Annotated in this window: 16 protein-coding genes; 7 read left to right on the top strand and 9 right to left on the bottom strand. The window is 74.0% G+C overall.

Annotation, left to right across the window (positions count from 1 at the left end; translation table 11 throughout):
* Nucleotides 1–69: 69 nt before the first annotated feature.
* Together Sm713_RS01635 and Sm713_RS01630 are read right to left on the bottom strand one after the other, a co-directional pair.
* Entirely contained in the window at nucleotides 70–879 is an 810-nt protein-coding gene (locus Sm713_RS01635; protein ID WP_212907922.1) for a class I SAM-dependent methyltransferase, read from the bottom strand.
* Between the two features lie 6 nt (nucleotides 880–885).
* Entirely contained in the window at nucleotides 886–1,425 is a 540-nt protein-coding gene (locus Sm713_RS01630; RefSeq protein ID WP_212907921.1) for an EamA/RhaT family transporter, read from the bottom strand.
* A 383-nt stretch (nucleotides 1,426–1,808) separates the two neighbouring features.
* Between Sm713_RS01630 and Sm713_RS01625 the strand changes: the two genes are divergently transcribed.
* Nucleotides 1,809–4,454: a PQQ-binding-like beta-propeller repeat protein gene (locus Sm713_RS01625; RefSeq protein ID WP_212907920.1), complete on the top strand. Its 2,646-nt coding sequence runs from the start codon at nucleotides 1,809–1,811 to the stop codon at nucleotides 4,452–4,454.
* A gap of 214 nt (nucleotides 4,455–4,668) precedes the next feature.
* On the opposite strand, the gene Sm713_RS01620 is transcribed toward Sm713_RS01625, so the two are convergent.
* The 5 genes from Sm713_RS01620 to Sm713_RS01600 form a co-directional block, all read right to left on the bottom strand.
* Complete coding sequence (locus Sm713_RS01620) at nucleotides 4,669–5,031, bottom strand: SH3 domain-containing protein (RefSeq protein WP_212907919.1); 363 nt, start codon at nucleotides 5,029–5,031, stop codon at nucleotides 4,669–4,671.
* Between the two features lie 216 nt (nucleotides 5,032–5,247).
* Nucleotides 5,248–7,098 carry a dihydroxy-acid dehydratase gene (gene ilvD / locus Sm713_RS01615; protein ID WP_212907918.1) on the bottom strand — a complete coding sequence of 617 codons (1,851 nt, stop codon included), beginning with the start codon at nucleotides 7,096–7,098 and terminating at the stop codon, nucleotides 5,248–5,250.
* Nucleotides 7,099–7,250: 152 nt separating this feature from the next.
* Complete coding sequence (locus Sm713_RS01610) at nucleotides 7,251–7,880, bottom strand: TetR family transcriptional regulator (protein WP_212907917.1); 630 nt, start codon at nucleotides 7,878–7,880, stop codon at nucleotides 7,251–7,253.
* Nucleotides 7,877–8,710, bottom strand: coding sequence for a sugar phosphate isomerase/epimerase (locus Sm713_RS01605; RefSeq protein ID WP_212907916.1), 834 nt, complete (start codon nucleotides 8,708–8,710; stop codon nucleotides 7,877–7,879). The genes Sm713_RS01610 and Sm713_RS01605 overlap by 4 nt, the downstream gene beginning before the upstream one ends.
* Before the next feature lie 647 nt (nucleotides 8,711–9,357).
* The gene (locus Sm713_RS01600; RefSeq protein ID WP_212907915.1) at nucleotides 9,358–10,290 is read right to left on the bottom strand and encodes a Ppx/GppA phosphatase family protein; all 933 of its coding nucleotides are present in this window, start codon (nucleotides 10,288–10,290) and stop codon (nucleotides 9,358–9,360) included.
* Between the two features lie 219 nt (nucleotides 10,291–10,509).
* Here Sm713_RS01600 and Sm713_RS01595 point away from each other — a divergent pair, with 219 nt between their 5' ends.
* Entirely contained in the window at nucleotides 10,510–11,460 is a 951-nt protein-coding gene (locus Sm713_RS01595; RefSeq protein ID WP_212907914.1) for a hypothetical protein, read from the top strand.
* 360 nt (nucleotides 11,461–11,820) lie between these two features.
* On the opposite strand, the gene Sm713_RS01590 is transcribed toward Sm713_RS01595, so the two are convergent.
* A complete protein-coding gene (locus Sm713_RS01590) occupies nucleotides 11,821–13,731 on the bottom strand; it encodes a hypothetical protein (RefSeq protein ID WP_212907913.1) in 1,911 nt (636 codons plus the stop codon).
* A 341-nt stretch (nucleotides 13,732–14,072) separates the two neighbouring features.
* Here Sm713_RS01590 and radA point away from each other — a divergent pair, with 341 nt between their 5' ends.
* The 3 genes from radA (at nucleotide 14,073) to Sm713_RS01575 (ending at nucleotide 17,890) form a co-directional block, all read left to right on the top strand.
* Nucleotides 14,073–15,482: a DNA repair protein RadA gene (gene radA / locus Sm713_RS01585; RefSeq protein WP_212907912.1), complete on the top strand. Its 1,410-nt coding sequence runs from the start codon at nucleotides 14,073–14,075 to the stop codon at nucleotides 15,480–15,482.
* Between the two features lie 81 nt (nucleotides 15,483–15,563).
* Complete coding sequence (disA, locus tag Sm713_RS01580; protein ID WP_212907911.1) at nucleotides 15,564–16,685, top strand: DNA integrity scanning diadenylate cyclase DisA; 1,122 nt, start codon at nucleotides 15,564–15,566, stop codon at nucleotides 16,683–16,685.
* 458 nt (nucleotides 16,686–17,143) lie between these two features.
* A complete protein-coding gene (locus Sm713_RS01575; protein ID WP_212907910.1) occupies nucleotides 17,144–17,890 on the top strand; it encodes a class I SAM-dependent methyltransferase in 747 nt (248 codons plus the stop codon).
* 121 nt (nucleotides 17,891–18,011) lie between these two features.
* Here Sm713_RS01575 and Sm713_RS01570 read toward each other — a convergent pair whose 3' ends face one another.
* Complete coding sequence (locus Sm713_RS01570; protein WP_212907909.1) at nucleotides 18,012–18,854, bottom strand: hypothetical protein; 843 nt, start codon at nucleotides 18,852–18,854, stop codon at nucleotides 18,012–18,014.
* Nucleotides 18,855–19,284: 430 nt separating this feature from the next.
* Here Sm713_RS01570 and Sm713_RS01565 point away from each other — a divergent pair, with 430 nt between their 5' ends.
* Both Sm713_RS01565 and Sm713_RS01560 read left to right on the top strand, forming a co-directional pair.
* Nucleotides 19,285–19,767: a hypothetical protein gene (locus Sm713_RS01565; protein WP_212907908.1), complete on the top strand. Its 483-nt coding sequence runs from the start codon at nucleotides 19,285–19,287 to the stop codon at nucleotides 19,765–19,767.
* A 251-nt stretch (nucleotides 19,768–20,018) separates the two neighbouring features.
* Nucleotides 20,019–20,966 carry an A/G-specific adenine glycosylase gene (locus Sm713_RS01560; RefSeq protein ID WP_212907907.1) on the top strand — a complete coding sequence of 316 codons (948 nt, stop codon included), beginning with the start codon at nucleotides 20,019–20,021 and terminating at the stop codon, nucleotides 20,964–20,966.
* Nucleotides 20,967–21,291 lie beyond the last annotated feature (325 nt).

The following is a 21,291-nucleotide window of genomic DNA, read 5'->3' as shown; positions in this document are numbered from 1 at the left end:
CTTGCGGGCTTGCGGGCTCCGGGCTTGCGGGCTCCGGGCTTGCGGGCTCCGGGCTTGCGGGCTCCGGGGTCAGCTTGGCGGGCGGGACGCCGTGAGGAGGTCGACGACGTACGTCTCCTCGACCGTTCCGGCGGGGAACAGCTCGTTCAGGCGCTCACGTTCGCCTGCGAAGAAGTCGTCCACGGCCGCCCGGTCGTGCACCAGGAAGATCGAGTGGCTGCCGAGGCCGGCGAGGTGGTCGTCGAGCGGCAGCCGGCGGCTCCAGCGCACCTGGCGGTGGGCGAAGTCCAGGTCCGCGCCGGAGTCGCGCACCCTTCCCGCGGTGCCGTGGGCGCCCGTTCCCGATCCGAACCGCTCCTCGATCCTCGCGCGCTGGTCGGCCTGCCATGCGATGGCGTGGTCCGGAACGTTCCACCAGAGGGCGAGGGTGCCACCGGGGCGCAGCACGCGCATGGCCTCCGGTAGGGAGCGCGCGGGGTCGGTCCAGTGCCAGGACTGGGCGTACGTGACGAGGTCGGCCGAGGCGCCGGCCAGCGGAAGGGCGTTGCCGTCGCCGCGTACCAGCGGTACGCCGGGCAGCGCCCGGTGCAACTCGGCGGCCATGCCCGCGCCCGGTTCCACGGCGATCACCCGGGCGCCGCGGGCGGCGAGCAGGGCCGTGGAGATCCCGGTGCCCGCGCCGACGTCGACCACCCGGGCTCCGGCGAGCGGCCGGCCCGCCTGTTCCTCGATCGCGTCGAGGAGGGCCGGCGGGTAGGAGGGCCGGTAGCCGGCGTACTGGGCGGCGACCGCGTTGAAGGACTGCGCGCGGGCGGCGTGGACGGCACTGGCCTCGCGGGCGGCACGGGCGGCACGGGCGGCACGGGACGAACCGGTCATGCTGCGCTACTTCTTCCTCTTCTTCGTGCGGGTGGCCGGGTTGCCGGTACGGCGGGCCGTGCGGCGGGCGTGCTCCGCGCGGGCGCGCTCGTACTCCGCGCGGTGCAGGCGTTCGCCCGGGGCCTCGACGGCGCAGCGGACGGCGTACGCGAGCAGGACGCCGAGGAACCCTATGGCCATGAAGCCGCGCTGCGAGCCTTGCGGCGCACTCTGCTGCGGATCCTGCTGCGGGCCTTGCCGCGGGCCTTGGGCGGAGGTGTCCGGGCCTACGGCGAAACCGGACCAGGTGCGGCGAAATGCGGTCGCGCTGCAGACGGCTGTCACCGCCACCAGCAGGACGTTCACCAGGCCGCCTTCCGCGGCGGCCAGTCCCTGGCAGGCGAGGACGAGGACCAGGGCGCCGGCGGCGGCAGCGAGGAGGGCGGTTGCCGCGACGGCTGTGCGCCGGATCGCGTAGGTGCGGTCGCGAGTGAGCCAGGTGGTGCCGAAGAACCGGAGGGGCTGGGGTGCGGGGGTGTCAGGAGCGTCGGGGGTGCCGGGAGTCACGGAAGTGCCGGGAGTGTGCCGTGGGCTGGGGTGCGGGGCGGCTGGGGGGGGTGTGGGGTGGCGCGGAGGTGTGGGAGTGGCCGGGGGCGGGTTGGTTGCTCACCTGTCGAGTATCCGTCTCGGCGACGGTGGGACCCCTCGGGCTCGTGGAACCGTGTCGGGCCCGTCCCGCTGTGGCTGAGTGCGTCGTGCGCCGTACCGCTCGTGAGGGCCGCTCTTCATTTCTGACGGTGCGTCCTCGTCGGCGTACGGAGCGTGCCAGGGTGCCGGTATGTCTTGAGCGCCGGGGCGTGGCGTGCGGTGCGGTGGCGTGGGAACTGGCGGTCGAACCGCTAGTTTGTTCAGGGGCACGAGGGGCGGAATGTCGGGGGAGGTCGACCAGAGTGCAGCTCCGTGCGGGAGATCCCGAGACGATCGGCGGATACGCGATCCGGGAACGTCTCGGTTCCGGCGGCATGGGAACGGTCTTCCTGGCGCACACGCCGTCCGGCCGGCCCGTCGCGATCAAGCTGATCCACCAGCAGTACCTGGACGACGACGAGTTCCGGATCCGGTTCCGGCAGGAGGTCGCCGCGGCCCGGCGGGTCAGCGGCGCCTTCACGGCGGCCGTCGTGGACGCCGATCCGGACGGCCCCCATCCGTGGATGGCCACCACCTACATCCAGGGACCGACGCTCGCCCAGCGGATCACGGAGGACGGCGCGCTCGGCGGCGCGGCGCTGCGCACGCTCGCCATCGGGCTGGTGGAGGCGCTGCGCGACATCCACCGCGCGGGCGTGGTGCACCGCGACCTCAAGCCGTCGAACGTCGTGCTCTCCCCCGAGGGCCCCCGCGTGATCGACTTCGGGATCTCGCGCGCCACCGACCACCAGACGCTCACCATGACCGGCCGGGTCATCGGGACGCCGCCGTTCATGTCGCCGGAGCAGTTGCAGGCGCCGCGCGAGGTGGGGCCCGAGTCGGACGTGTTCTCCCTGGCCACCCTGCTCGTCTACGCGGCGACCGGCCAGGGGCCCTTCGACTCCGACAGCCCCTATATGACGGCCTACCAGGTCGTCCACGAGGCGCCGGTGCTGGCCCAGGTGCCCGCGCCGCTGCGTGCGGCCGTCGAGGCCTGTCTGGCCAAGGACCCCGCCAGGCGGCCGAACGCGGACGAGTTGCTGACGCAGCTGCGGGCCCTGCCCGAGGAGCTGACCGTCTCGCCCGCCGCCGCGGCCGCCGCGGCGGCACGTGACGCCGACCCCGACACCCGGCTGCTCTCCCCGCAGACCCGGGAGCGGTTGCGCAGGGCGCGCGCCGGGCGCGGGGACGGCGGGGACCGCGGGGACGACACCGAGGGCATGCCGACGGTCGCCCAGCGGTTCGCCGAGTCCCTCGCGGCCGACCACGGTGTCGAGTTCCTCGCCGACGAGAGAGGTGCGCCCTTCGACGGAGGCGCGCCCTTCGACGGTCGAGGAGCGTCCCTTGACGAGCGCGTGGCGTTCTCCGGTGACGACACGGTCATGCGGTCACCCGCCGCTGAGCCGGCGACCCACGACACCCACCCGCGCCGGGGTGCCCCCGCTCCCGTCCACCTCCCGCCCCGGCGCCTGTCCCCGGCCGGGGAGCCCGGTCCCGCACCCGGCGGCGCCCGGCGGCCCGCGCCCGGCTCCCGCCCCGGCACCGTGCCCGCCCCGCAGGGCCCCGCGACCACCGCGACCCCGGCGGGCGCTGCCGCGGGGCACTCCGCGGCCCCCGGCCCGTTCTCGGCGCGCGGCCTGCGCAGCCGCTGGCGGACGGTGGTCGCCGTCGCCGCCGCGGTGGCCGCGATCAGCACCGGAGTGGCCCTGCTGAGCGGCGGCGGCGCCGACCGGCCCCGGGGCGGCATGGCGGACGGGAAGGGGCGCGGCTCCGTCACCGTGGCCCAGGTGCAGCCGCCCGCGGGCTTCAAGCCCTGGCACGAGACGGTCGCCGGCGGCCAGGGGATCTCGGACGAGCTGCGCTGCGTCGCGCACGGCGACTCGGTCTACTGCGGCGGGGGCGGGGTGCTCGGCGTCCGGCTCAGGACGTCCGACGGCAGCCAGGTGTGGAAGCGGCCCAGCCCGGGCGTACCCGCTCAGGGCGTGTACATGGCGGGCTTCGCCGACGACACGATGATCGGGTACCGCATCACGTCCGGCGGCCAGGAAGAGATCGTCGGGCTCTCCGCGGCCGACGGCGAGGAGACGTGGTCGGTGCGCCCCGCGTCGAACTCGGCGACGTTCACTGGCCACCAACAGGACGCTGTGGTGTCCGGCTCCCGGGTCGTCTACGCCGACAACGCGTCCACCCGGATCGAGGCACGCGAGGCACGGTCCGGCGGGCGGAGCTGGGCAACGCCGTTCCCCGCCGGCCAGCAGTGCATCCCGCTGACCGCCGGAACACGCCTCTACGCGATGTGCGCACCGCGCGCCGAGGTCGCGGGGGTCGAGGTCAAGCACCCCGCCTTCCGTACGGTCGACCCCGCCACCGGCGCGCTGGGCGACCCGGTCGCCGTCGACGGACCCGTGTGGCCGGCGGGCGAGGCCGACGGTTCGCTGGTGCTACTGCGCAGGCACATGGCGAACGGCGGCGTCACCGGCTACACCGACGTGCTCCGGGTCGACCCGGACACCGGCAAGGTCGCCGAGGCCCCCCTGCAAGGCGCCGCGGGCGTGACCCCGGGAATGGCCGGCGGGACGCTCTACCTCACGGGCGCCGCGGGGCTCGTCAGGGCGATCGATCCGGTGACGGGACGCCAGAAGTGGGCGGCGCAGACGAGCCTGGAGTCCGCCTCGGGGCCGGTGCTGGCACACGGCGTGCTGTACTTCAGCTCGCCCACCGGAAGGGTGCAGGCGCTCCACGCGCGCGACGGGCGGCGGTTGTGGACCACCGTGCCGCGCTCCGACACCGTCAACTCGGAGTTGGCCGCCTCGCCGCGGGTGGCGGTGGCCGGCGGCGTCATGGTCGTCACGGCGGGCGACAACACCGTCTTCGGCTTCGCCACGGCGCGACCGCCGGAGGCGCCGTAGGGGCTTCGGCGTTGCCGAGGCCGGGAGTGGAACGCCTCGCCCGGCCCGACACCCGCGCTCACGCGCTGGGGCTCACGCCACAAGCGCCGGCGACGGGGGCGCGCCGCGCCACCCGCCGCCGGTCCAACTCCGTGCTCCTCGGGCTCCTCGGGCTCCTCGGGCTTGTCGGACTCCTCGGGAACCTCGGGAACCTCAGGCTCCTCAGCGTTCCGCCTCAGCAGCGGGGCGCCACGAACCCGTCGCTTCCGGTGCGGACATACGTGTCGGACACGTAGCGCCCGCTGCCTATGCGGTCCCAGATGTTCGAGGTGCCGAGCGGGCCCACGATGTTCTGACCCGGCGTCTGGCAGCTGATCGCGACCAGGCTTCCAGCCGAGACGGTGCCCACCTTGCGGTAGGACGTGCCGGGGCCCGAGCGGACGTTCACCTGCGCGACCACCGGGTAGCCGGTGGTCGCCGAGGCGAGCGCCACGGCCTCGGTGGCCTCCGACGGCTCGGCCTCCTGCGTTCTGTCCTCAAGCGGCTCCAGCGACTCAAGGGTCTCGGGTGTCTCGGGCGTCACAGTGCTCTCAGCCATGGGTCCTCCCCCATCAACGGCGCCCCGTCGGGGCGTGTACGGCGTCCTGATGGGCGCCGGTGTGCCGTAGCTCCCCATTGGACCTGTTCGGTGGCTTGTTCGCCACAAATAAAGCCATACGTAAAGACGCCCCCCGCGGCGTGACAGTTGCACCGCGAGGGGCGTGAAGAGTTGAGGGGGTGTCAGTGGGGCGCCCGGTGGGGGCGCCCCGGGGTGTCAGCCCAGCTTGGAGACGTCGCGCACGGCGCCCTTGTCGGCGCTCGTCGCCATCGCGGCGTACGCGCGCAGGGCGGTCGAGACGGGCCGGTCGCGGTCGGCGGGGGCGTAGACGCCGCCGCGCGCGGTGCGCCGGGCCTGAAGGGTGGCGTCGTCCACGAGGAGGTCGATCGCCCGCCCGGGGATGTCGATGCGGATCCGGTCGCCGTCCTCGACGAGCGCGATCGTGCCCTCGGACGCCGCCTCCGGGGAGACGTGGCCGATGGACAGCCCGGAGGTGCCGCCGGAGAAGCGGCCGTCGGTGATGAGCGCGCACGCCTTGCCCAGGCCGCGGCCCTTGAGGTACGAGGTCGGGTACAGCATCTCCTGCATGCCCGGTCCGCCCTTGGGGCCCTCGTAGCGGATGACGACGACGTCGCCCTCCGTGATCTCCTTGCGGAGGATCTTCTCGACGGCCTCCTCCTGCGACTCGCAGACCACCGCGGGCCCCTCGAACGTCCAGATCGACTCGTCGACGCCGGCGGTCTTCACCACGCAGCCGTCCAGCGCCAGGTTCCCCCTGAGGACGGCCAGGCCGCCGTCCTTGGAGTAGGCGTGGTCGACGTCGCGGATGCAGCCGGCGGCGGCGTCGGTGTCCAGGCTCTCCCAGCGCTCCGACTGCGAGAAGGCCTCCGCGGAGCGCTTGCAGCCCGGCGCGGCGTGCCACAGCTCCACCGCCTCCTCGGACGGCGAGCCGCCGCGCACGTCCCAGGTCTCCAGCCACGCCTTCACGGACGGCGAGTGGACCGTGTGCACGTCCTCGTTGAGCAGGCCGCCGCGGTACAGCTCGCCGAGGATGGCGGGGATGCCGCCGGCGCGGTGCACGTCCTCCATGTAGTACGTGCCCTGCGGGGCGACGTTCGGGGCGACCTTGGCGAGGCAGGGCACGCGGCGCGAGACGGCGTCGATGTCGGTGAGGTCGTAGGCGACGCCGGCCTCCTGTGCGGCGGCCAGCAGGTGCAGGATCGTGTTGGTGGAGCCGCCCATGGCGATGTCGAGCGCCATGGCGTTCTCGAACGCGGCGTGCGTGGCGACGGCCCGGGGCAGCACGGACGCGTCGTCCTCGTCGTAGTAGCGCCGGGTCAGCTCGACGACGGTGGACGCGGCGCGCTCGTAGAGCGCGCGGCGGGCGGTGTGGGTGGCGAGCACCGAGCCGTTGCCGGGCAGGGCGAGGCCGATGGCCTCGGTGAGGCAGTTCATCGAGTTGGCGGTGAACATGCCGGAGCAGGAGCCGCAGGTCGGGCAGGCGTTCTCCTCGATGCGGAGCATGTCCGCGTCGGAGACCGACTCGTTCACGGCGTCGGACATCGCGTTGATCAGGTCCAGCTTGCGGACCGTGCCGTCGACGAGGGTGGCGCGGCCGGCCTCCATCGGGCCGCCGGAGACGAAGATCGTGGGGATGTTGAGCCGCAGGGCGGCCATCAGCATGCCCGGGGTGATCTTGTCGCAGTTGGAGATGCAGATCAGGGCGTCCGCGCAGTGGGCCTCGACCATGTACTCGACCGAGTCGGCGATCAGGTCGCGGGACGGCAGGGAGTAGAGCATGCCGCCGTGGCCCATGGCGATGCCGTCGTCGACGGCGATGGTGTTGAACTCGCGCGGCACCGCGCCCGCCGCCTTGATGGCCTCGCTCACGATCCGGCCGACCGGCTGGAGGTGGGTGTGGCCCGGCACGAACTCGGTGAACGAGTTGGCGACCGCGACGATCGGCTTGCCGATGTCCTCGCTCGCTACACCGGAGGCACGCATAAGGGCGCGGGCGCCCGCCATATTGCGGCCGTGTGTGACAGTGCGGGACCTCAGCTCGGGCATCGTCGCTCGCTCCTTCTCAGGGATGACTCCCCGACGAGCCTACGCCGACCCTCCAGGATTCGGACAGGCCGTCCGTGATGCGGGATGGGGGTCTCGTTCCGCGAGCGGGTACGGGCCCGGGGGCTGGGGCCGGGAGCCGGGGCCGGCCGCGTTCAGGTCGCGGCGCCGCCGGAGCCCGTCAGGTGGCCCTGCACCACCGGTGCGACGCGCGTGATGATCTCGTCCACGGGTACGGACGCCAGCGGCTCGACCTTGATCACGTAACGCAGCATGGCGGCACCGACGAGCTGGGCCGCCGCGAGCTCGGCGCGCAGCTCCCCGTCGGGGAGGTCGAGCTGCCGCACGATCCTGCTGAGCAGGTGGGCGGCGACGAGGCGGCGGAACACGGCGGCCGCCGCGTCGTGGTTCACCGCGGAGCGGACGATCGCCAGCAGCGGGGCACGGGTAGCCGGGTTCTCCCAGATGCCGAAGACGAACCTGGTCAGCCGCTCGCCGACCGCGTCGAGGGGCCCCGCGGCCAGCGCGTCGGCGCCGATGATCGCGGGCGCGAAGGCACCGGCGACCGCGGCCTCGAAGACCTGGTCCTTGGTGCCGAAGTAGTGGTGCACCAGCGCGGAGTCCACCCCGGCGATCTTGGCGATGCCGCGCACGGACGCCTTGGCGTAGCCGCGTTCGGAGAACTCCTGGCGGGCCGCCTCCAGGATCAGGTCCCGGGTCCCCGGGCCCTGGTCCACCCCCGCGCGGGGCGGGCGCCCGCGGCGGCGGGGCGCGGTGTCCGTCATGACCGGGCCACGTCCTGCGCGCCCCGCGACGAGGCGAGGTGCAGCCGGGTGAACGCCAGCGCCTCGGCGAGGTCCGCCTCGCGCTCGGCGCTCGACATCGCGCGGCGGGTGTTGACCTCCACGACCACATGGCCGTCGAAACCGGTCGTGGCCAGGCGCTCCAGCAGCTCGGCGCAGGGCTGCGTGCCCCGGCCCGGCACCAGGTGCTCGTCCTTGTTGGATCCGGCGCCGTCCGCGAGGTGGACGTGCCCGAGGCGGTCGCCCATGCGGTCGACCATGTCCAGGGCGTCGGTGCGGGCGGTCGCGGTGTGCGAGAGGTCCACGGTGAAGTGGCGGTAGTCGTGGTTGGTGACGTCCCAGTCGGGGGCGTAGGCCAGCATCTCGCGGTCGCGGTACCGCCAGGGGTACATGTTCTCGACGGCGAACCGGATGTCCGTCTCGTTCGCCATCCTCCATATGCCGTCGACGAAGTCGCGCGCGTACTGGCGCTGCCAGCGGAACGGCGGGTGGACGACGACGGTGGCCGCCCCCAGGCGCTCAGCGGCGGACTTCGCGCGCTTCAGCTTCGTCCAGGGGTCGGTCGACCACACCCGCTGGGTGACGAGCAGGCAGGGGGCGTGGATGGCCAGGACGGGCATGCGGTGGTAGTCCGCGAGGCGGCGCAGCGCCTCGATGTCCTGGCTGACGGGATCGGTCCACACCATGACCTCCACGCCGTCGTAACCGAGGCGTGCGGCGGTCTCGAAGGCCGTTGCCGTCGGCTCCGGATATACGGAGGCCGTCGACAGGGCGACCTTCGCCTCGGGGATGCGTACGACGGGTTCAGCCACGGGAACCAGGTTACGGGGCGTCGGGAGTGCGGGGGTGTGGCGCTGTTCACGTCAGGGTGCCGGGGCGGGCCCCGGGCCCCCGGCTGGCTCGGGGAGCGGCGTTCACGGCTGGTGGTGGGGGTGCCCCTCCTGGGGCGGTGATGACGCTCACGTCTTGCCGTGGCCTCTTGCGCGGTTCCCCGCGCCCCTTTCCCGCCTTCGCCACCTGACGGTGGCCTGGCGGCGGCAGGGGCGGCCCCCTTGGGGTCGTGACGACGCTCACCTCACGCCGTGGCTCCTCGCGCAGTTCCCCGCGCCCCCATCCGGGCACGCCATACGCCGGGGCCGCCCCGGAAGGGGCGCGGGGAACTGCGCGAGCGGCCAGCGCGTACAGGAGATCCGGGCACGAGGGAACCACCCCACCGGGACGGTGGCGCACCGCGCCCGAGGGGCGCGGGGAACTGCGCGAGCAACCGTCCGCGGGCAGGCGATCCGGGAACGGCAGGACCACCCCACCGCAGCGGTGGCGCAACGCGCCCAAGGGACGCGGACCTCCGCGCGAGCGAGCGACCGGCCGCCCACGCACAGGTCCGGAGGTGCCAGAACCCCGTGGGGGGGCGCGCCGAAGGCCGGGGCGCCCCCACGCCGGCTGCAGGGCGCGGCAGCGCCTACGCCGAGGGGAGGCGGTCCATGCGGCGGAGGATCACGCCCTCGCGGAGTGCCCAGGGGCAGATTTCGAGGGTGTCCACGCCGAACAGGTCCATGGCGCCCTCGGCGACCACCGCGCCCGCGAGCAGTTGCCCGGCGCGGCCCTCCGAGACCCCGGGGAGCTGCGCGCGCTCCCGTGCGGTCATGCGGGCCAGCCGGGGCACCCAGTACTCCAGGGACTCGCGCTTGAGTTCCCGTTGCACGTAGAGCCCGTCGGCCGAGCGTGCGGCGCCGGCGATGCGGGCCAGTTGCCGGAACGTCTTGGAGGTGGCGACCACGTGGTCCGGCTTGCCGAACCTGCTGAACTCCCCCACCACCCGCGCGATCTCCGTGCGCGCGTGCTTGCGCAGCGCCCTGAGGGCCGCCTGGTCCGGCGGGTCCCCGGGCAGCCAGCCGGCGGTCAGCCGGCCCGCGCCGAGCGGCAGCGACACCGCGGCGTCCGGGTCCTCGTCGATGCCGAACGCGATCTCCAGGGAGCCGCCCCCGATGTCCAGGACCAGCAGCCGGCCCGCCGACCAGCCGAACCACCGGCGGGCAGCGAGGAAGGTGAGCCGGGCCTCCTCGTCGCCGGCGAGCACCTGGAGGTTGACCCCGGTCTCCCGCCGGACCCGGTCCAGCACCTCGTCGGCGTTGCCGGCGTCGCGCACCGCGGAGGTGGCGAACGGCAGCAGGTCCTCGACGCCCTTGTCCTCGGCGGTCTCCAGCGCGTCGCGCACGGTCTCGGTCAGCATCGCGACGCCCTCGTGCCCTATGGCGTCCCGCTCGTCGAGGAGCTGAGCGAGCCGCAGATCCGCCTTGTGGGAGTAGGCGGGCAGGGGCCGTGCCCCCGGGTGTGCGTCCACCACCAGCAGATGCACTGTGTTCGAACCCACATCGAGGACACCGAGTCTCATGCACGGAACGCTACTGCCCGTTGCGCCGGGCGTTGCTCCTGGTACCCGAACGCTTTGATTCCCAGGCGGGATCCACGGGGCGGGGCCCCGCTCGTGCACGGGACGCGCCTGGACGGCACCCGGGCGCACGCGTGCCCGGGGATGCCCTTGAGCGCCCGAGGGAACGCGCGCTCGGGTGATGCCCGGGTTGCCGCCCCGGCGCCGCATACCCTTGGAGTCGTGCCAAAGACGAAAAAGGCAAAGAACCACAAGTCTCCCGACCCCGCGTCCTCCGACGCCGGCGAGCGGCGCCGCAAGGAGCCGACGCCGCGGAACCGGCAGGACAAGGGTGAGGTGGCCGTGGAGGGCCAGGCGCCCGACCCCAAGCTGCCCCGGGAAGCACCGGCGCGGGAGCCCGGGGAGCCCGACGAGCAGGGGCTCGACTTCGCGCGGGCCTGGGTGGAGTTCCCGGACCCGGCCGACGAGGAGCAGGTCTTCCGGTGCGACCTGACCTGGCTGACGTCCCGGTGGAACTGCGTCTTCGGTGCGGGCTGCCAGGGCATCGAGGCGGGCCGCGCGGAGGACGGCTGCTGCACGCTCGGCGCGCACTTCTCCGACGAGGAGGACGAGCAGCGCGTCGCGTCCCATGTGGCAAGGCTCACACCGGACATCTGGCAGCACCATGACGTCGGCCGCGCCACGGGGTGGGTGCAGGAGGCCGACGACGGCGAGGGCGACACCGAGCGGCAGACCCGGCGCTGGCAGGGGAGCTGCATCTTCCAGAACCGCCCCGGTTTCGCGGGCGGCGCCGGCTGCGCCCTGCACATCCTCGCGCTGCGCGAGGGCAAGGAGCCGCTGGAGACCAAGCCCGACGTCTGCTGGCAGCTTCCCGTCCGGCGCAGCTACGACTGGGTGAACCGGCCGGACGACACGCGCGTGCTGCGGGTGTCGATCGGCGAGTACGACCGCCGCGGATGGGGTCCCGGCGGGCACGACCTGCACTGGTGGTGCACGTCCGCGCGGTCGGCGCACGGGGCCGGGGAGCCGGTGTACGTGTCCTACCGGGCCGAGTTGATCGAGCTGATGGGCAAGGCGGGGTACGACAGGCTGGTGGACCTCTGCGAGGAGCGGCTGGCCCGGGGCCTGCCGCTCCTCGCGGCCCATCCGGCGGACCCGGTGGCGAGCGCCTGAGCCTTTGCGGCCGCCCGCCGTGTCGGCGCGTCTCCGCGACCGCCCCGCTGCCCGAGAGGCGTGGGGGCGCCCTCAGCGGCTCCCCGCGCCCCAGCGCCCCTGGGGCAGTGGTGGGCTCACCTCGCCCTTCGGCCTCCCCACCGCCGGGAGCGTTCGCGCGGTTCCCCGCGCCCCTGGGGCAGGTGGGGCGCCTTCATTTCGACTTCCCCGCCATCGGGGTGTTCGCGCAGTTCCCCGCGCCCCTGGGGCAGTGGTGGGCTCGTCTCGCTCTTCGGCCTCCCCATCCCGAGATTCGGCCCCCATCCTGAGATGTCGTGCGCAGTTCCCCGCGCCCTCTTCGCAGGCGCTGTTCCGCGCTGCTCACGTGGGTGTCCCCGACGGAGCCGGGGGCGACGAGGTAGGCACCGTCGGGGACGGCTTGGCTGACGGGCTCGGCGGGGGCGGGCCGGACGGCGTGGGCGACGCCGGCGAGGTCGGCGACGGGTCTCCGGTCCCCCCGTGCCCGTTCGTCCCGTCGTGGCCGTGGTGCCCGTGGTGACCGCGCCCGCCCCCGTGACCGTGGTGCCCACGCCCGTGCCCGCCCCCGTGCCCGTGCCCGTGCTGCCCGCCGCCCTGCGCGCCCTGGTGGCCGGAGGGAACGTGGCCGGCGCCCGACGGCGTGCGGGCTCCGTAGCCGTCGACCAGGAGGACCGCCCCGGTCGGGGCCACCGCGATCCGTGCCGTCCAGTGGCCGGCCGGGGCGCGGTACGGGTCGGCGTGTACCCGGACTGCCGCGCTCTCGCCGGGGCCGAGCGTGCCGGAGGCCCGGCTGGGGTGGAGCCAGTGGGCGTTCCCGGTCCGCAGTGACCAGTGCACGAGCTCCGTCCGCGGTGCCGTGAGCGTGAGGTACGTGGTGTCTCCGGCGGGTCGCGCCGTGACGGTGAGGTCATGGCCGGACGGCGGGCCGCTCGGGCTGACGACCTCGACGGAGACCGTCGCCGGGGCACCGCGTCCGGACGCTTCCGGGGTGCCGCGCAGGCGGTCCCCACCGGCCGGGCCGCCGGCCGCGGCGACGGCGTCCCCGGTCGGCTCCGCCTCGGCCGCGCCTATGGCGACGGGGGACCCCGCGTCCTGGTCGGCCGTGGCGAACGAGTCGCCGCGGTAGGCCGCCCACAGGGAGAGCACCGGGGCGGCGAGCACGGCGGCGACGACAGCGGTGGTCACCACGCGGGCCCGCATCCGGCGGCAGCGCGCGAGGCGGTCCTTCGGGGCCACGGGGTAGCCGCGCCGGTCGAACCGGGGGCCGGCGCCCCGCGCGCGTGAGGCCGTCATCGCGCCGGGCAGGGCCGTCCGCGGCGCCACGACCAGCGGCAGGCCCACGGGGAGGACGCTGGTGCCGGGCCAGGCGTCCCGGGCGACCCCGGCGGCGGTGCGGCGGCAGCGGTGGCAGTCGTCGACGTGCCGGACGAGTTCGCGGCAGAGCACGGCGCCCAGCGGGTGCCCGCCGGCCAGGCCGGCCACGACCGGGCAGCCGCCCGCCGTCACGACGGCGACGGCGGCCCGGGTGCGCTCCACCTCGCAGGAGGCCGAGGCGATCAGCTCCCGGGCCACGGCCGGCTCGACGCCCAGCACGCCGGCGGCCTCGGCCGCGGTCAGCCGGTGCCGCACGGTGAGTTCCAGCGCTTCGCGCTGCTCGGCGGTGGTGCCGGCGGCCTCGGGCCACGCCAGCCGGGCGAGCTCCCCGCGCTCCCTGCGGTGCCCGCGCTCCTCCACCCGCTCCGCCCCGCGGGGCACCGCCCCGTCGCGCTCCGGCGCGCCGGACCATCCGGGACCGCCGGGCAACCCGGCACCGTCGAACGGCTCGGCACCGTCGAACGGCTCCCCGCCGGACAGGCGCCCGTGCGGGCGGCCGGGCCGTGCGAGGTGGCGCAGGCAGGCCCAGCGGACGAGCGCGTAGAGCCAGGCGCGGTGCTCGGCGGGATCCGTGGGGCCGGGGGTGCCTCCCAGGCCCCTCAGCCTCGCCCACTGCCGGGACAGCACGGGGAAGGCCCCCAGGCGCAGGCCGTGGCGGTCCTCGGCGAGGGCGAGCGCCTCGCCCAGGGCGGCCGTGGCCGCCGCGTGGTCGCAGAGGACGGACAGGCAGTACGTGAAGAGGCCGTCCAGGTGCCGTTCGTAGCGCGGGGGCACCCGCGGCCTGCGCCCGGCCTCCGGCGGCACCGTGCTGCGGCGCGTGCTCCGGTGCGCCTGACGTGCGCGGGTGGCGTGCTCGAACGTCTCCGGTCGGCTGCTCATCACCCGTGTGACCGTAGGCGGGGTGTGGCGAATCCTTCCTCCACTGAGGCCACTTTTAACCCTTTCAGGTGACGACATCCCTCGAAAGGAGACAGAGTGGTGGTATGGTGTCAAACTCGCTCGCTTGACGCCCGTCACCCGATCGGGGACGGGCGTCCGGACCATCCGGGCCGTGCCACCCTCCAGGCCATCTGGAGAACGCCGGCGGCCGGACCTGGCACGAGCCGAGTGACGTAACTCACCTCCGTACGACCGCAACCCCGGGGCCCGCAGCCCCGAGCCGGAGCCGGAGCACCCGACGGGGGCCGCGTTGTCGGTGGCGGGCGGTAACGTTCCGTGCCATGGCTGCCCGTACCAAATCCGGCAAGGACCGGCCGTCCTACCGCTGCACCGAATGCGGCTGGCAGACGGCCAAATGGCTCGGCCGCTGCCCCGAATGCCAGGCGTGGGGCACGATCGAGGAGTACGGCGCGCCCGCGGTCCGCACCACGGCCCCCGGCCGGGTCACGACCTCGGCCGTCCCGATCGGCCAGGTGGACGGCCGCCAGGCCACGGCGCGCAGCACCGGCGTCCCCGAGCTTGACCGCGTCCTGGGCGGCGGCATCGTCCCCGGCGCGGTGGTGCTTCTCGCCGGCGAGCCGGGCGTCGGCAAGTCCACGCTGCTGCTGGACGTCGCGGCCAAGGCCGCCAGTGACGACCACCGCACGCTCTACATCACGGGCGAGGAGTCCGCCAGTCAGGTCCGGCTGCGCGCGGACCGCATCAAGGCGATCGACGACCACCTCTACCTCGCCGCGGAGACCGACCTCGCCGCCGTCCTCGGCCACCTGGACGAGGTCAAGCCGTCGCTGCTGGTGGTGGACTCCGTGCAGACCGTGGCCTCGCCGGAGATCGAGGGCGCGCCGGGCGGCATGGCGCAGGTCCGGGAGGTGGCGGGTGCGCTGATCCGCGCCTCCAAGGAGCGCGGCATGGCCACCCTCCTGGTGGGCCACGTCACCAAGGACGGCGCCATCGCGGGCCCCCGCCTGCTGGAGCACCTGGTGGACGTCGTGCTGCAGTTCGAGGGCGACCGGCACGCGCGCCTGCGCCTGGTCCGCGGCGTCAAGAACCGCTACGGCACCACGGACGAGGTCGGCTGCTTCGAGCTGCACGACGAGGGCATCACCGGCCTCGCCGACCCCTCGGGGCTCTTCCTCACCCGCCGTGACGAGCCGGTGCCCGGCACCTGCCTGACGGTCACCCTGGAGGGGCGCCGCCCGCTGGTCGCGGAGGTGCAGGCGCTCACCGTCGACTCCCAGATCCCGTCACCCCGGCGCACGACCTCGGGCCTGGAGACGTCCCGGGTGTCGATGATGCTGGCGGTGCTGGAGCAGCGCGGGCGGATCACCGCGCTCGGCAAGCGCGACATCTACTCGGCGACGGTCGGCGGCGTGCGGCTCACCGAGCCGGCGGCGGACCTCGCCGTGGCTCTGGCGCTGGCCAGCGCCAGCGCCGACATCCCGCTGCCGAAGAACCTGGTGGCAATCGGCGAGGTGGGCCTCGCGGGCGAGGTGAGACGGGTCACAGGCGTCCAGAGGCGGCTCGCCGAGGCGCACCGGCTGGGCTTCACCCACGCCCTCGTACCGTCCGATCCCGGGAAGATACCGGCCGGTATGAAGGTCACCGAAGTAGCCGATATGTCCGATGCGCTGCGGGTACTGCCCAGGAGCCGTCGGCGGGAGGCCCCCCAGGAGTCGATGGACCGCCGGTAGACTTTGCCCCGGTCTCGCCCATCCGTACGAATGCGGGGCACGAGAACAGGGGCGGACCGGACCCGCGACCGGAGGAGTGCAGTGGCAGCCAACGAACGGGCGTCGGCTCCCGGCAAGACCGGGGGCTCCGGTGCCGATGGGCTGATGCGCGCCTCGCTGAGCGCCGTCGCGCCGGGCACCGCGCTGCGCGACGGGCTGGAGAGAGTCCTGCGCGGCAACACCGGCGGACTCATCGTGCTCGGATCCGACAAGACCGTCGAAGCCATGTGCACCGGCGGTTTCGTACTGGACGTGGAGTTCACGGCGACGCGGCTGCGGGAGCTGTGCAAGCTCGACGGCGGCATCGTGCTCGACAAGGACATCACCAAGATCCTGCGCGCCGGCGTCCAGCTCGTGCCCGACCCCACGATCCCCACCGAGGAGACCGGCACGCGCCACCGCACGGCCGACCGGGTCAGCAAGCAGGTGGGCTTCCCCGTCGTCTCCGTGTCGCAGTCGATGCGGCTGATCGCCCTGTACGTGGACGGGCAGCGGCGGGTGCTGGAGGACTCCGCTGCGATCCTGTCCCGCGCGAACCAGGCGCTGGCCACCCTGGAGCGGTACAAGCTGCGGCTCGACGAGGTGGCCGGGACGCTCTCCGCGCTGGAGATCGAGGACCTCGTCACCGTCCGCGACGTCACGGCGGTGGCGCAGCGCCTTGAGATGGTGCGGCGCATCGCGACCGAGATCGCGGAGTACGTCGTCGAGCTCGGCACGGACGGGCGGCTGCTAGCCCTCCAGCTGGACGAGCTGATCGCCGGGGTGGAGCCCGAGCGGGAACTCGTCGTGCGGGACTACGTGCCGACACCCACGGCCAAGCGGTCCCGGACGGTCGAGGAGGCGCTGTCCGAGCTGGACTCGCTCTCCCACGGGGAGCTTCTCGAACTGCCAACGGTGGCCCGAGCACTCGGCTACACCGGCGCGCCGGAGACGCTGGACTCCGCGGTCTCGCCCCGGGGTTTCCGGCTGCTCGCCAAGGTGCCGCGGCTGCCCGGGGCGATCATCGACCGGCTGGTCGAGCACTTCGGGGGCCTCCAGAAGCTGCTGGCGGCCAGCGTCGACGACCTCCAGACGGTGGACGGGGTCGGGGAGGCGCGGGCCCGGAGCGTGCGGGAGGGGCTGTCTCGGCTGGCGGAGTCGTCGATCCTGGAGCGGTACGTATAGCCTGCGGCTGGCTCAGCCGGCGGGGCGCGCACGGCGTACGTTCTGTTTCTGCTTGAGGGTGCTCGGGTTCGGCTTTCTTGGCCCGGTGCCTTCTGGTTCGTTGAGGGTCTGTTTGCGGGTCGGCGCCTTCTGTTTCATTGTGGCTGTTTCATTGAGGGTGCGGGGCCGCGGGGGATGTACTCCCCCAGTGCCTTGAGGGCCAGGGAGGTGCCCCCACGGTCCGGCGCCCTCTGTAAGGCTGCAAGGCTCGCCCTTGTCGTGGCGCCGGCCTCCCCCAGTGCCTTAATGGCCTGGGAGGTACCCCCAGCGCGCACATCCCCCCACGTCCCCTCCCGTCTCGTACGCGGCTGCGGCCCGGTGGCCCTTCTGGTGGTCTGATGGCGCTACCGCGCCACACACGCTGACCACCGCCGTGCCCATAGCGCACGGCAACCGGCCTACCGCGACAGGAGCGATCAGTGGACCTCCCACGTATCTTCACCATCCGCGAGAGCAGCCACCGGATCCACAACCCGTTCGACGCCGACAAACTCGCCCTGCTGGGCCGTGCCATCGGCCTGGTGTCCGGAGCGAGGGTGCTCGACCTCGCGAGCGGTACGGGCGAGATGCTGTGTACGTGGGCGCGTGACCATGGGATCACCGGGACCGGTGTGGACATCAGCACGGTGTTCACGGAGAAGGCCCGGGCGCGTGCCGTCGAGCTCGGCGTCGCCGACCGGGTGGGCTTCGTCCACGGCGAGGCCCGCGGCCATGTGGCGAGCCGTCCTGTCGATGTCGCCGCGTGCCTCGGCGCCACCTGGGTCGGGGACGGCGTGCCCGGCACCGTCGAGCTGCTCGGCCGCAGCCTGTGCCGGGGCGGCCTGATGCTGATCGGCCAGCCGTACTGGCGCCTCGACCCGCCGGACCAGGAGACCGTGGAGGCCTGCTGGGCCCGCAGCAAGGACGACTATCTCAGCCTGCCCGCGCAGATCGAGCAGTTCGGCGACCTGGGGTACGACGTGGTGGAGATGGTGCTGGCCGACCGGGGCTCCTGGGACCGGTACCGCGCAGCGCAGTGGCTCAACCTGCGCCGCTGGCTCGACGAGAACCCCGATGACCCGCTCGCCGCCGAGGTGCGGGCCGAGCTCACCACCTCACCCGTCCGCTATGCGCGGTACGAGCGGGAGCACGTGGGGTGGGGGGTGTTCGTGCTGATGGGGCGGTGAGGGGCGCGGAGGCTCCGGGTGCGTCTGTCCGGGCAGCGGGTGGGTCCGCTGCCCGGGTGTGGGCCAGGGGCCTGGCCGGTCCGCGCCCGGTTCACGGCCGGTGGCTGGCCGGCCCGCGCGGTCAGTCCTGGCTGAGCACGAAGGACGTGCGGACCTTCGGGTAGCCGGGGGCGCTGGCCTCGACCAGGTAGGTGCCGGGTGCCGCGGACGCCGTGGAGGGCGTGGCGCAGTGCGGGGCGCTGGGGGTGCGGTTCCAGGTGACGGTGTGGGTGGCGCCGGCGCCCGCGGGCACCCGGAGGAAGAAGCTTCCGCCGTCCTTGGGGCAGTCGTCGGACGCCCAGATCTGCTTGTCCGAGCTGGACTGAGTGATCGTCAGAACGGTGCCCTTGGAGCCCAGATCGATCTTGCAGTCACCGCCCGAGGTGTTCGCGGCGGTGAGCTGGAAGCGCGGACTGTGCCCCGGTGCATAGGAGTTGTCGACGCTGCGCAGCGTGAGCCGCACCGCGCTGTGCGAGCACGTGGGCAGGCTCGAACCGGCCGGCACCTCGCCCCCCGCACCACCGCCCGTCTGGGAACCGCCGCCCGCCGCGGCACCGCCTGCGGCCGCACCACCCGCGGAGCCACCGGAACCGGAACCGGAACCGGATGTCGAACCCGAACCGGAGCCGCCCGTACCGGCCGTGTCCCCGGCGCCACCGCTCGACGCGCCGCCGCCGTCGGACTCGTCGCGCCCACCGGGGTGTTCGCTGATCGCCGGCCCCGAGCCGGACGGGCCCGGAGTGATGGACGGGGCGGGGTTCTTGCCCTCGGACCCGCCGGAGCCCTTCCCGCCGCCCCCGCCCCCGGACGTCGCGAACCAGACGGCGAGCAGCACCACCACGGCGAAAAGGGCCAGCAGAAGGGCCCTCCGTCGCCAGTAGATGGAGGAGGGAAGCGGCCCGATCGGATTGCGCAGAGATCCCACGGCGCAAACTGTACGAGAGATCGGCGCGTCGTCTTGAGCCACCCGCCGTACCACGACGAATTTTGCCGATCATCATCTCGGCGAGAACCCGTGCGAAGGTCGCCGGCGGGGCGAACTGCCGTGTCCCGCCACTGCCCTTCGTCAGGTTCCGTACCGTCGCTCAACGACGTGTCGGTGCACGGCTTCCCGATCCGAGGACGCGGCGGACGCGCACAAGTCCAGCGGCACCAGCAGCACCGCATCGCGCACCGCGGCCACCAGCTCCGCCGGGTCCCCGACCCCGGCCCGCCGCTGGGCGATCCGGTCCACGATTCCGGAGTGCTCGGCGGTGGGGTTCCGGATTCGCCTACGATCCGCTCACGCGGCGGCTGGACGCCACCTGCCGCTGGTCGGATGTGCCAGGATGTGCCCGATTCTTACCGTTCGGGCCATGGATGGAATCGACGCCGATCTCTACGTCGGCATCACGGACTTCGCGCAGGACACTCCCAACTGGCTGAAAATCCTCGCCGAGTTCTGGACCGAGGCCGGAATGCTGCTGTTCTGCGCGCTGCCGGCGGCCGGCTGGTGGCGGGCGCGCCGGGCCGGTGCGCGGACCATGGCCCTGGCCCTGCTGGCGCCGGTGGCCGCCGCGCTGGTGTACACCACGACGGATCTGTTGGCCTCGCTCCTCCGCAGCGCTGCGATCGCGCGGCGTACGGGCGGCGCGGTGGCGTGCGGGACCCGGTCCCCGGCCCGCGGGTGCGCTCCGCGGTGGCGAGTGCCGGCAGCCGGAACGCGGCTGTGGCCGCCCGCTGCCTCCAAGGCCGGGCCCGGTGCGGTACGGCACGGTGTGGCACGGTGCGGTGTGGCACGGTGCGGTGTGGCACGGTGCGGTGTGGCACGGTGCGCTGCGGTCCGCTCTCGGCGCTGACGGCCCTCATGTTCCGGCGCCCTCACGTCTCGGGTGCCGCCATGTCCTGGCCGCCCTCACATCCCGGGTGCCCTCATGTCCTCTGACCCACGATCCAGCCGGCCCCATGGTCCGGCTGCTCTCACGGTCCGGCTGATCCCACACTCGGGCACACCAACAGGCACACACACGCACCCAAGAGGCCCAAGGGACCCACGCCCCGGGCGCGTAAGCCGCGGCCACCCCCGAGGCCGTGCGAGGATCGCTCTGTCATGACTGCGCCCACACAGAACCCCGCCCGCCCCTCGCCCGCGCCCGTGCCCGCGGCCCCCCGCGCCCCGGAGCACGCCCAGGATCTGCACACTCCCGTCCTCGGCTGGTTCGACCAGCACGCCCGTGACCTGCCCTGGCGCCGTCCGGAAGCCGGGCCGTGGGGCGTCATGGTCAGCGAGTTCATGCTCCAGCAGACCCCCGTCAGCCGCGTCCTGCCCGTCTACGAGCAGTGGATGGCCCGCTGGCCCCGGCCGGCGGACCTCGCCGCCGAGGCGCCGGGCGAGGCGGTCCGTGCCTGGGGGCGGCTCGGCTACCCGCGCCGCGCCCTGCGGCTGCACGGGGCCGCCGTCGCCATAACGGGACGGCACGGGGGCGACGTGCCCACCCAGCACGCCCAGCTGCTCGCCCTGCCGGGCATCGGCGAGTACACCGCCGCGGCGGTGGCCAGCTTCGCGTACGGGCAGCGGCACGCGGTCCTGGACACCAACGTCCGCCGGGTCCTGGCCCGCGCGGTGACGGGCATGCAGTACCCGCCGAACGCCACCACGGCCGCCGAGCGGAAGCTGGCCCGCGCGCTGCTGCCGGAGGATCCGGGCACCGCGGCGCGCTGGGCCGCGGCCTCCATGGAGCTGGGGGCGCTGGTCTGCACCGCAAAGAACGAGAACTGCTCCCGCTGCCCGATCGCCAACCGGTGCGCCTGGCGGCTCGCCGGCAAGCCCGAGCACGAGGGCCCCGCACGCCGCGGCCAGACGTACGCGGGTACCGACCGCCAGGTGCGCGGCAAGCTGCTCGCCGTGCTGCGCGAGGCCACCGGACCGGTGCCGGGTGCCGTGCTCGACCGGGTGTGGCACGAGCCCGTGCAGCGGGCCCGCGCGCTGGACGGGCTGGTCGCCGACGGGCTCGTCGAACCCCTCCCGCACGGCGCCTACCGCCTGCCGCTCACCTAGGGACGGTTGGCAGTTCCCGAGGGCCGTCCCTCCCCGCGCACGCCGGTGCCCACGCCGGTCCACCGCGCGCCGAACCGGCCGCCTGCGCCCCTCCCTTACCTCCTTCCTACATCTGTTACACAACCGACGGACAGCCGTGCGCCCGCCGCAGGCTGGCTCGCACAGCCCCGTGACAAGGCGCCCGTAGCGTCAGTTCCGACGCCGTGACACACCACCGCACCCGGCCGGCACACCGGCCACGGGGGTGGTGCACGCGGCGGTTCACCAGCGGAGAGCGAGCCGCGCACGATCCCGCGACGGGGCGGGGTGCGCGGATCGGCAACGT

Source organism: Streptomyces sp. TS71-3 (genome assembly GCF_018327685.1).
Lineage (GTDB): Bacteria > Actinomycetota > Actinomycetes > Streptomycetales > Streptomycetaceae > Streptomyces.
The sequence above is the reverse complement of the archived record's forward strand: the minus strand, read 5'-3'. Positions and strand labels throughout refer to the sequence as shown.